Origin of the sequence: Streptomyces sp. NPDC048643 (assembly GCF_040650615.1) — a bacterium.
Lineage (GTDB): Bacteria > Actinomycetota > Actinomycetes > Streptomycetales > Streptomycetaceae > Streptomyces.
In genome coordinates, this window is the sequence record NZ_JBEZHO010000096.1 from 1 (window position 1) to 11,072 (window position 11,072).

At 65.7% G+C, this 11,072-nt stretch carries 11 protein-coding genes; 1 reads left to right on the forward strand and 10 read right to left on the reverse strand.

Annotated features, from left to right (window positions below; all coding sequences use genetic code 11):
* From AB0C62_RS41690 to AB0C62_RS41735, 10 genes are all read right to left on the reverse strand, one after another.
* Nucleotides 1-656: AMP-binding protein (locus tag AB0C62_RS41690; RefSeq protein ID WP_362982460.1), on the reverse strand; the 656-nt coding region annotated here is incomplete at its 3' end.
* A 125-nt stretch (nt 657-781) separates the two neighbouring features.
* Nucleotides 782-1,573 (reverse strand): fumarylacetoacetate hydrolase family protein, encoded by a 792-nt coding sequence (locus tag AB0C62_RS41695; protein WP_362982462.1) that lies wholly within the window; start codon nt 1,571-1,573, stop codon nt 782-784.
* 83 nt (nt 1,574-1,656) lie between these two features.
* Nucleotides 1,657-2,643 (reverse strand): methyltransferase, encoded by a 987-nt coding sequence (locus tag AB0C62_RS41700; protein ID WP_362982464.1) that lies wholly within the window; start codon nt 2,641-2,643, stop codon nt 1,657-1,659.
* A gap of 26 nt (nt 2,644-2,669) precedes the next feature.
* Nucleotides 2,670-3,707, reverse strand: coding sequence for a 4-hydroxy-2-oxovalerate aldolase (gene dmpG, locus AB0C62_RS41705; RefSeq protein ID WP_362982466.1), 1,038 nt, complete (start codon nt 3,705-3,707; stop codon nt 2,670-2,672).
* The gene (locus tag AB0C62_RS41710) at nt 3,704-4,558 is read right to left on the reverse strand and encodes an acetaldehyde dehydrogenase (acetylating) (protein WP_362982468.1); all 855 of its coding nucleotides are present in this window, start codon (nt 4,556-4,558) and stop codon (nt 3,704-3,706) included. The genes dmpG and AB0C62_RS41710 overlap by 4 nt, the downstream gene beginning before the upstream one ends.
* A 43-nt stretch (nt 4,559-4,601) precedes the next feature.
* Nucleotides 4,602-5,783 carry a prephenate dehydrogenase gene (locus AB0C62_RS41715; RefSeq protein WP_362982470.1) on the reverse strand — a complete coding sequence of 394 codons (1,182 nt, stop codon included), beginning with the start codon at nt 5,781-5,783 and terminating at the stop codon, nt 4,602-4,604.
* Nucleotides 5,784-5,889: 106 nt separating this feature from the next.
* On the reverse strand, nt 5,890-7,380 hold the full coding sequence (locus AB0C62_RS41720; protein WP_362982472.1) for a tryptophan 7-halogenase: 1,491 nt from the start codon (nt 7,378-7,380) through the stop codon (nt 5,890-5,892).
* A gap of 49 nt (nt 7,381-7,429) precedes the next feature.
* Complete coding sequence (locus AB0C62_RS41725; protein ID WP_362982474.1) at nt 7,430-8,503, reverse strand: alpha-hydroxy acid oxidase; 1,074 nt, start codon at nt 8,501-8,503, stop codon at nt 7,430-7,432.
* A 53-nt stretch (nt 8,504-8,556) separates the two neighbouring features.
* Nucleotides 8,557-9,639 carry a 4-hydroxyphenylpyruvate dioxygenase gene (hppD, locus tag AB0C62_RS41730; RefSeq protein ID WP_362982476.1) on the reverse strand — a complete coding sequence of 361 codons (1,083 nt, stop codon included), beginning with the start codon at nt 9,637-9,639 and terminating at the stop codon, nt 8,557-8,559.
* Between the two features lie 61 nt (nt 9,640-9,700).
* A complete protein-coding gene (locus AB0C62_RS41735; protein ID WP_362982477.1) occupies nt 9,701-9,913 on the reverse strand; it encodes an MbtH family protein in 213 nt (70 codons plus the stop codon).
* 503 nt (nt 9,914-10,416) lie between these two features.
* On the opposite strand from AB0C62_RS41735, the gene AB0C62_RS41740 reads away from it, so the two are divergent.
* The coding region (locus tag AB0C62_RS41740) for an AMP-binding protein (protein WP_362982478.1) at nt 10,417-11,072 on the forward strand (656 nt) is incomplete at its 3' end.

The window sequence follows — 11,072 nt, forward strand, 5'->3', positions numbered from 1 at the left end:
TCTCCGGGCGTCACCACCGTCCGCCCACCGTGCAGGAGGGGCACCCACAGTTCGTAGGTCGAGGGGTCGAAGGCGTACGGAGCCACCATCAGCACCCGCTCGTGCGCGCCCGCCCCGAACATGCCGTCGGCGACCAGGTCGAGGATGTCGCGGTGGGTGACGGCCACGCCCTTGGGACGCCCGGTCGAGCCGGATGTGTACATCACGTACGCCAGCTGCTCCGGCCGGCTCTCGACGCCCGGGTCACCGACCGGCAGACCGGCGAGCTCCGCATCCTCGTCCACCACCACAGTCATGCGGGCGGCAGGCAGGCCGCGGTCACGCATGGCCCGGTCGGTCAGGAGTACCGGCGCGGACGTCTCGTCCACGATCCACTGCATCCGCTCCAGCGGATAACCACTGTGCAGCGGCAGATAGAACGCCCCCGCCTTCAGCACGGCGAGCAGGGCGACCACCAGGTCCACCGAGCGCTCCATCAGCACCGCGACCGGCGCCTCCGCACCCACGCCCAAATCCAGCAGTCGATGGGCGAGTTGATTCGCCCGCTCATCCAACTCCCGGTACGTCAGCTCCCGCCCAGCACACCGCACCGCCACCCCATCCGGGGACCGCAGCGCCTGAGCCGCGAAAGCCGCCTGCACCGATTCATCGAGCATCGCCACATTCGGCTCAGATGACCGATCCTCGACAAAATCAACAGTATCTGCAGCACGCATTGCCAATCACCCTCTTTCGATATGGGGGTCGAACGTGTGTCGCGTGGAGAGAGCTACGTGAGAGCTCACTTGCTGAAAGTGGAGAGGGACACCGATCCCAAGGAGTCGAATGACGCCGTGACGGTGGCGCCGGCCTCGAGATCAACCGCTGCGGCCAGCGATCCGGCCAGCACCAGGTCGCCGGCAGCGATCCCCCCGCCGAATGAGGCCAGGATGCGCACAAGGCATGCGACGGACTCCGCCGGATGCCCCATCACGGCCGAACCGTTGGCCGTCTGAACGGAGTCACCCGACTCGAACACCATCGCCTCGGCGGCGAGGTCACGCCCGTCGAAGGGAACGGCCTTGCCCAGGACGGCCATTGCCGACGAGGCGTTGTCCGCGACGGTGTCCACCCACGCGATGTCCCAGTCCTTGATCCGGCTGTCGAGCACCTCCAGGGCCGGGAGGACCTCGGTGGTGACCTTCAGTACGTCCGCGGCCGTCGTTCGGGGATCGGAGAGGTCGGCGCCGATCCGGAATGCGATCTCTCCCTCGACCTTGGGGGAGATGAACTCACCCGGATCGAGGCAGGCGCCGTCGGCGAGAAGCATGCCTTGGGTCAGAAACCCGAAATCCGGTTGATCGACGCCGAACATCTCCTGGATGGCGATGCTGGTGGCGCCGATCTTGTATCCGGCGTGCACCGCGCCGTTCTTGTGTTCCAGCGTTCGGAAAGTGCGCTGGATGGCGTAGGCGTCCAGCGCGGTGAACTCGGGATGCCGAGCGGAGATGGACGGTATCGCCCTCCGCTCGTTCTTGGCGTTCCAGAGTTCGAGGGCTATCTGCTCATGAACGGCGTGTGGATCCTGAAGCATAATTCGTGGCCGAACCGACCGCTGCGCAGGTTTCCGGCGCGGCTGTCCCCGTCTCGGCACGCCTCCATTCGGGCCTCGGGAAGTTACTTGGTCGCCACGAACAGCCGGCCACCCGGCATGATGTGTGACACGCAATCGACATTCGAGAAGCCGGCGCTGCGGAACTTCTCCACCCATTGGTCCGCGGTGGGCAGCTGGACTCCCATGAAGTTCGCGTGCAGGTAGGTGAAGAGGGCGCTGAACTTGCGCTCGCGGGCTTCCTTCCCGTACGAGACCGCGTCGACCACGGCCAGGACGCCGCCGGGCGCGAGTGCCTTGCGACAGGTGCGCAGCACGTCGTCGAAGACGGATTCGTTCTGCAGGACGTCGTGCATCACGAAGCATGCCTGGATGACATCCGCCCCTTCGAGCGGACCGGGGTCGGTGATGAGGGACTCGACCGAGCGCTCGACGACCTGCAGCCGGTCGTCCACGCCGGCTCGTCCCGCGGCCTCTCGGGCGGCGGCGCAGGCGGCCGAACTCAGGTCGAGGGCGACACCGGTGCGGCGGTCGTCCTGAGCGAGGAGGTCGATGAGCAGACCGGCCGCGCCGGCGCCGAGGTCGACGACGTGCTTCGCCTCGGCCGCCACGACCCGTTCGACGACGGCGGGGTAGAAGGCCCGGTCCCCGATCCAGCGCGAACTGACCGCTACCCGGCGCCCGTCACGCTGATGGATGTCGGCCGCGGACCCGCTGTCGGAGAGGAAGGCTCGGGCGTTCTGCAGGAACGGGCTGTTGGCGGTCAGTGCCCAGGACAGGTACCCGACCTCGTGCCTCCAGTCCGCGTAGTCGTCGGACACGCGGTACAGGTCGTTCCCGTCCTCGGTGGCGACCAGCCCGGCGGCCGACAGCGCGTGCACGTACTCGGCGAGGCTGTCCTGGGAAAGGCCTGTCGCCTCGGCCAGATCGGCGATGCCGAACGTGCGGCCCGAGTCCAGCACCTGGTCCACGCCGATCTCGGCACCGATCTGGAGCAGTGCGGCGACCGCCGCATAATCCGCTCCCACCTCGCGTGCGGAATCCAGTTTCACCTTTGCTCCTCTGTTGTGAAAGGTCATCAAATTACGTCGTACAGGGAGTTCTTCTGGGCGAGTCCCATCGCCACTTCGATGATGGCGTCCTCTTGGCCGGCGACGACTCCTCGGCGGCCCAGCTCCATCAGGATTTCTCGTGGATCCACCTGGAACTGCTCCGCGGCGCGGCGTGTGGGTGCGGCGAAACCGGAGAAGACTCCGGCGATACCGCTGGCGATGGTGACGCTGTCGTTCGTCGGAATGCGCTTGACGAAGGTGGATTCCGCGAGATCGGCGGCGTCGAGGGCCGCGAACAGCTGGAGCTTGGTCTCGATCTGTTCCAAGTGGAGGTTCGCGGCGACCAGTTCGAGCGGGGCGTTACCGGCGCCGGCGCCGAAGCCGCGTGCCGTGACATCCACGATGGTCGCGCCGGCCTTGACGGCGGCCATGCTGTTCATCACCGAAAGGCCGAGGTTGTTGTGGCCGTGGAAGCCGATCTCGATGTCGAGTTCCTCGACGAGCGCGCCGACCTTTTCGTCGACTGCGGCCGGAGTGTACGCACCTGCCGAGTCCATCAGGATGACCGCGTGTGCTCCGTACTCCTGTATGAGCCGTGCCTGCTCGATGAGCGTCTTCGTCGACGCCATGTGGCTCATCAGCAGCATGCCTTTGACCGTGACACCCATCTCACGGAGCATGGTGATCTGTTGGCGGGTCACGTCGGCTTCTGTGCAGTGAGCGCCGACCCTGACCTCGTCCACTCCGCAGTCCAGTGCGGGCTTCAGATCGCGTTCGACTGTCGCGAACCCGGGGATGGACAGGACGCCGAGCCGGGTCTGCTTCAACTGGGCGCGCGCGGCCGTGAGCATCTCCGTGTCGGTCAGCGCGGCTCGTCCGACCTGGATGGACGAGGCGCCGAGTCCATTGCCGTGCCCGACCTCGAGGAGGTCGGCCCCCGCAAGCTCGGCGGCCTTGGCGTAGGCGACGATGTCCGTATGACCCAGTTGATGCGCTACGGCGTGATTTCCGTCCCGCAGGGTCGTGTCACAGATCTTGAGCTTCCGCTCGACAGGTGTGTTCATCGACGTGCCTCCGCTCGCCCCTCGGCAACAGCCACTGCCGCGCAGGTGATGACGTCCAGGTTCCCGGCGTAGCGCGGCAACCAGTCACCGAGTCCTTCCACTTCGATGGTCACCATGACGCGATCGCCGGTGGCGACGGGCGGAACGACGACGCGATAGCCCGGGACGTAGGAATTGATCCGCTTCTCCATGGTGTCGACCGAGACGCGCAGCGCCTCCATGTCGAGGTTTTCGGAAGCGGGAACTGCGATGGTGTTCCGCATGACCATGCCCGGTTCCGCCGGGTTGATGACGAGGATGGTCTTGGCTGTGTCCACCCGGCAGAATTCGTGGGTGGCATGCTGAGTGGTGAAGGCGTATTCATCAATGTTCGCCCTCGTCGCAGGCCCGACGCTGGCGGATGAGCTGGCTGTGGCGATTTCCAGGTATCCCAGGCCGTCCGAAGCGTCGCTGAAGCAGCGCGCGATGGGAACTGCGGCTTGTCCACCACAGGTCACCATGCTCACGTTCTGCTCGGTGAGGCATTCCTCGAGGTTGAGGGCCGGAACGCAGAATTTGCCGAGGTGGGAAGGCGTGAGGTCGATGACGGGGACGCCCAGGCCTTCGAGGATGTTCCAGTTGTGCACCGCGTCCTGGGCCGACGTCGCGTCGAAGACCACGTCGATTCGGTCCGCCGACTCGGCCACCGCGTCGATCCCGCCGGCGGTTGTCGGGATCCCGCGAGACTCGGCGAGCTCGATGCCAGGAGAGCTGATACGTCGGCCGGCGAACGAGTCGCACCGGAGATGGGGTGAAGCCATGACCTTGAGCAGCAGGTCGCAGCCAATGTTTCCCGTGCCTATGATAGCCACACGAAGAGGATCAGCAATGGAGCCTTTTTGTGGGTGCATTCACCTAACCTCTATCCGCAGTCTCAATGCTGTGAGCGTCGGGCCGAGTTCGGCCGACGAGATGCGTACGGGGAGCCCGTGCTATTTCCTGCTGCCGCGCGCCGGAGACCGGGTCGACGGATTCTGCGTGCCAACCGGCTCGGCCCAACTCCATGACGATCCGGCCGGCACGCGGCGCCGGCACCGCGAAGGTGATGGAGAAGGTTCCTTCTTCCGTGGAGTGCCGCGGCACCACGTCCTCCGCCTCCACGTGGAATGTCTTGAGGGCGTCGAGGAGACGTACCAACTGTCCGGGGCCCTCGGCGACCAGGACCTCCACGTGTGTCTCGGTGTCCGCGGTCTGGCGCCCCTGCATCGCCGCCAGTCCGGCAGCGCCCCTGTTCAGCAGGTCCACCATGGGCTCCAGGTTCTGGCTCGTCATGTCCTGCGGCGCCGTGGACATGTCGTCGAGCGTGGCCAGCAGTGTCGTCAGATCGGCGCTGAGTTCCCGGAGCACTCCGGCGACGGCCGGTGCGTTGGCTTGCAGGATGTCGCTCCACAGCCCGGTGTCTGTGACAGCTGTCCGTGTCACGTCGCGCAGTCCTTGCCCCGCGAGCCGAAACGCCTCCCGCGAGCTGTGTTGAAGTCGCGCGGCCATGAGACTGGCCACCAGATGAGGGGCATGCGAAGTCAACGCCACCGCGTTGTCGTGCGCGCGGCTCTCCATGATCACCGGAACCGCCCCGCACAACGCGATCATTTCGAGCACTCGGTTCACCGCGTCCTGGGACGTCGACTCCGAGGGAGTCAGGACCCAGGCCCGGTCCTCGAACAGATCCGCGCGAGCGGCGAGCGGGCCGCATCGTTCACGGCCGGCGAGAGGATGGCCGCCCACATAACTGGACGGAGTGTCAGCGGACTTCCGGATGTCTCGTGCCAGCTGTGCCTTCACACTGGCCACGTCGGTGTAGCTCCGGGCCAGCCCTCGTGCCTGCATCTCCGCGAGCACATCGCCGACTGCGCTCGGTGGTACGGCGATCACCGCCAGGTCGACGGGTTCGTCCCAGGCGCCGACCACTCCCGCGCCCAGCGCGGCGGCCGTGCGAGCGGCCACCTCGTCCTTGTCGAGCAGATGCACTGTTATGCCGTGCCGACTGAGAGCCAGGCCGATTGAGGTGCCGATCAGGCCCGTGCCGACCACAGCCATCGTTCGTATCATCGTTACCCCCATCAGCCTGTGGGCGGCCGCCGGCCACCGCGGGGCTCACGCAGCCGGCGCCGCCGGCTGCCCGGACCCCGAACGCGAGGTCAGGTCAGTAGCCGAATTCCGCCCAGCGCATTCCGTCGGCGGACGGCACGAGACCGCCTTCACGCAGCGGGCCTTCGTCGTCGGCGACGTCTCCCAGCGCGGCATGGACCTGGATCTTGGCCCCCTCTTCGAGGACCGACTGGACGAGCGTCGAGTCGAACAGATCGCGATCCGTTCCGCTCTCGCCCGCGGGCCGGTCGGCCAGCTCGGAGAACTCCCGGAACTTGGACTCGCGCTGTTCGGTGTAGGAGGCGGCGTTGACCAGTCCGCCTTCGCGTGAGGCTCCACCGCCGACCAGTTCGACGAAGGACTCGAGTCCGGGCGCCGAGCTGTTCATGACCTTCTTGGCGGTCCAGAAGTACGAGTCCTCGTCCTGGTGCATGTCGTAGAACGCCACCAGGAAATCGTGGAAGAGCGAGTACTCGTTGCGGTACCGCACTTCGTACTCCTCGAAGCACTTCGTCTCTTCGAAGTCGCCGCTCAACGACGAGTTGATGGAGCGAGCGGCCAGAAGACCGCTGTAGGTGGCGAGGTGCACGCCGGAGGAGAAGACCGGATCGATGAAGCATGCCGCATCGCCCACCAGGACCATGCCGGGGCGCCAGAACGTGTCCTGGCAGTACGAGTAGTCCTTGCGGACCCGGATCTCGCCGTAGGGTCCGCTCTCCACCCGACGCGCCTCGGCCAGGTATTCGGCGATGAGCGGACATTCGTCGATCAGGCCCATCAGGGCCTTCTCCCGATCCCCCTGGACTCGCTCCAGAGCGTCACGCCGGAGTACGGCGCCGACGCTGGTGAGCTCATCGGTGAGCGGGATGTACCAGAACCAGCCGGAGTTGAAGGCCGCGCAGAGGATGTTGCCGGAGTTGGGGGCAGCGAGCCGCTTTCCGCCCTCGAAGTAGCCGAAGAGCGCGATGTTCTGGAAGAAGTCCGAGTAGTGCCGCTTTCCGCCGATCCGGTTCTGAATGCGACTCTTGTTGCCGGAGGCGTCCACGACGTAGCGGCTGCGTATCTCGTGCCGGACTCCGTCGGCGTCGCTGTAGAGCACCCCGCTGACGCGGCCGTCCTCCTCGATGACGTCCACCACGGAGCTCTTCTCGCGGACCTCGACTCCCTTGGCGCGCGCGTTGTCCAGGAGAATCTGGTCGAACTTCATCCGCTCGACCTGGTAGGCCAGCGAGGTCGGGCCCGAGAAGGTCGCGGAGACGGAGAAGGAGAACGTCCACGGCTCGGGGCTGCTCCCCCATCGGAAGGTGCCTCCGCGCTTGGGCATGAACGCGGCCTTCTCCAACTCCTCCGAGACGCCGAGGAGTCTGCAGATTCCATGCACGGTCGAAGGCAGCAGGGACTCCCCGATCTGGTACCGGGGGAACTCCTCCTTCTCCAGGAGAAGAACACGGTGACCCTGCATGGCCACCAAGGTGGAAACGGTAGAGCCACCGGGCCCACCACCGACGACAATGACATCGAACTCGTGGTCTTCTTCGCCTTGCATGACGCCTTCTCCTTAATAGTCTGTTCCGGGGGAACGAACGTTGTCCGTATCAGCCCCGCGTACCGGAAACGAACGAGCGCAAGGTGCGTGCGGCGGCCAGGTCGGCACAGCCGGCCAGGAGGAGGGCCTCCTCGAGTTCCGTCTTCAGGAGCGAAAGCACCTGAGTAACTCCCGGCGCTCCAGCGGTACTCAGCCCCCACAGCACCGGACGCCCTATCAGGACCCCGTCCGCGCCCAGCGCCAGTGCGCGCAGGATGTCGGTGCCGCTGCGGACCCCGCTGTCCATGAGGACCTGGCACTGCCCGCCGACGGCTTCGACCACCCATGGCAGCGCGGTGATGCTGGGCAGCGCACCGTCCAACTGCCGGCCGCCGTGGTTGGAGACCACCACCGCGTCGGCCCCGAGCCGGACAGCCTCTTCCGCGTCCCTGGGATCAAGGACTCCTTTGACCACCAGGGGAAGTCGGGTCTGCTCCCGGAGCCATTCCAGGTCGGACCAGCCGAACGTGGAGTCAAAGGCAGTCTTCGTGTGCGCAGCCACGGCGGACTCGCCGGGTCGGCGGGAATGCGCCGCGGAAGGTCCGTCGGGTTCGAGGTTGGCACTACGGATCCAGGAGGGAAGCGCGAACTCGTTGCGCAGGTCGCGTAGCCGACGGCCCATGATCGGGACGTCCACGGTCACCATCAGAGCCTGGCAACCGACGTGCTCGGCGCGGCGGATCAGCTCGACCACGCGACCGCGATCGTGCAACCAGTACAGCTGGAACCACAGGGCTGCCCCGACCTTGGCGATCTCCTCCAGCGCATGGCTGCTGATCGTGCTGACCACAAAGGGCACTTGTGCCGCCAACGCGCCCTCCGCGGCGGCGAGATCGCCGTCCGGATGCAGCAGTCGCTGGTACGCCATCGGCGCGACGGCGAGGGGCAGCGCTGCCGAAGTGCCCAGCAGCTCCGTACTGGTGTCGGTCTTCTTGACGCCCGCCAGCACCCTGGGCACGAGTGACACGCTGTCGAGGGCCGCACGGTTGGCGTCCAGGGTGGATTCCGTGCCGCTGCCACCGGCAATGAAATCCCACACCGCCGGCGCCAGCCGTGCGGCGGCCGACTGTTGCAGGTCTTTCACGCACACGGGCTGTGTTCCCGCTGTGGCGACCGGTCCCCCGGACTGCTGGGCCATTACTTCTCAGCCTCCCCTTCGGCCCGCTGCCGTTCGACTGCTTCGTAGAGCGCCTTGATGTTCCCGCTGCCGAAGGTGCGAGCCCCCAGGCGCTCGATGACCTCCATGAAGAAGGTGCCGAGCGGGTGGACCGAGGCAGTGAAGATCTGGAACAACTGGCCGTCGTGGTCCTCGTCGACCAGGACATCCAGTTCCTGCAGTTCGGAAACGGAGTGCTTGGCCAGATCCACGGACAGCAGCCGGTAGTAGGCATCCGGAGTGCTCAGGAAGGACACACCCAGCGACTTGAGCAGACCCACCGACTCGACGATGTCGTCTGCGGTGAAAGCGATGTGCTGGACGCCGGCCCCACCGTGGTTCTTCAGGAACTTGTCTATCTGGCCCGGATCGAGCGAGGTATCGGGCTCGATCAGGGTGAGCGTGACAGAGCCGGATCGGCTCTGGACCACCTTGGAGTCCATTGCCTGACTGCCCACCACGATGCGTTCCTCGAAGATCATCTGGAAGTCCAGGACCTTCTCGTAGAACTCCACGGTGGACGTGAGCTGGCCGGCTTCGAGACAGACGGCGAAGTGGTCGATCTCGCCCAGGCCGCTGTCGAACCGAGCACCGGTTTCCGGCACCGATGAGAAAGCCGGAAGTGTCCGCGGATCGCTGCTGACAGGGCGCTGCACGAAGGTGTGAATCACATCTCCGAAGCCTCGGATCGAAGCCGTTGTGAGCCCGTCCCGTTCGGCCGGCTCCGCCACCGCCGCGGCGCCCCGGCGCACTGCCTCGGTGAATGCCTCCGTGGCATCGGAGGTCGTGAGCGCGATATTGGCCACCCCGTCACCGTGCTGCTCGACGTATGCGGCCGCCGGGTGGTCAGCACCCTGCGCCATCGTCAGCACCAGCCGGATCTGATTCTTGCCGAGGGCCACCGAACGGATGGCCCCGACAGAATCTGCCGGTTCGGAAGCTCCGTAGATCTCGAACCCATAGCTGTCTATGAACTGTGCTGCAGCCACCGCCGTGTCGTGTACGTAAAACTCGACATGGTCAATGGAGAGTTCATCAAAAATGGACACGTTCGAATTCGCCATTTGCTTCACTATCCCGGTCGACTGTGTGGGCAGGAACTCTGGCTGGTGAGGGTGGGCAGGATTACACCGCTGTCTTCATGTGCTGCACGAGGCTGTGCGGACGCATCTCGGTCCAGTTCGAGTTGATGTAGTCGATGCACGATGCGCGGTCGTTCGTATGCACGGTGGTCCAGCCGGCCGGCACCTCAGCGAACTTCGGCCAGAGGGAATACTGCTTCTCTTCGTTGATCAGTACGAGGTACTCCGCCTCGGGGTTTTCGAAAGGATTGGCCATGACCTCGCTCCTTCTGACTCTTCCGGGTGCACGGTTCTCAATTCGCCGTGACGGCATTATCTTGATCTCTGCGGGGCACCTCTTGGGAGAGCCACTGGCGGCACGGTATCCCTCATCCTGGTAGGGCGGCCGGGAACCGGATCGATCCTCAAGTAGGTCTGGATCCGAATTCGAGGACACCGTCCGCACTCGAAGTGCGATTCAGGATCGCTTGAGATCCAGGCTCCTCTGACAGTTCGATGGGTGACCACCCGTCGCCGCTCGCCTAATCTGACCGCGGAGATGACGGAATAGCCATTCCGCGACGGTTCACATCCTGTCGAGGACCTTCCGTTCCGCAACGATCATGCGCCACCAGGGGCCTTCCGTTCCGCAACGTTCATCCGCGTTGCTCGTCCCGCTGAACTTCGCGCGGTCTCAACACCGAAAGAGGGTGATTGGCAATGCATGCTGCAGATGCTGTTGATCTTGTCGAGGATCGGTCATCTGAGCCGAATGTGGCGATGCTCGATGAATCGGTGCAGGCGGTCTTCGCGGCTCAGGCGCTGCGGTCCCCGGGCGCGGTGGCGGTGCGGTGTGCTGGACGAGAGTTGACGTACCGACAGCTGGACGAGCGGGCGAATCAACTCGCGCACCGGCTGGTGGATCTGGGCGTGGGTGCGGAGGCGCCGGTCGCGGTGCTGATGGAGCGCTCGGTGGATTTGGTGGTCGCCCTGCTCGCCGTGCTGAAGGCGGGAGCGTTCTACCTGCCGTTGCACAGTGGCTATCCGCTGGAGCGCATGCAGTGGATCGTGGACGAGACGTCCGCGCCGGTACTCCTGACCGACCGCGCCATGCGTGACCGTGGCGTGCCTGCTGCACCGGCGGTTGTGGCGGTGGACGAACCCGAGGAACCGGCCGGGTTCCCGGTCGGCAACCCGGGCGTGCAGAGCCGGCCGGAGCAGCTGGCGTACGTGATGTACACATCCGGCTCGACCGGGCGCCCCAAGGGCGTGGCGGTCACCCACCGCGACATCCTCGACCTCGTCGCGGACAGCATGTTCGAGCCGGGCGCGCACGAGCGGGTGCTGATGGTGGCTCCGTACGCCTTCGACCCCTCGACCTACGAACTGTGGCTGCCGCTGCTGCACGGCGGGCGGACGGTCATCACGCCGGAAGG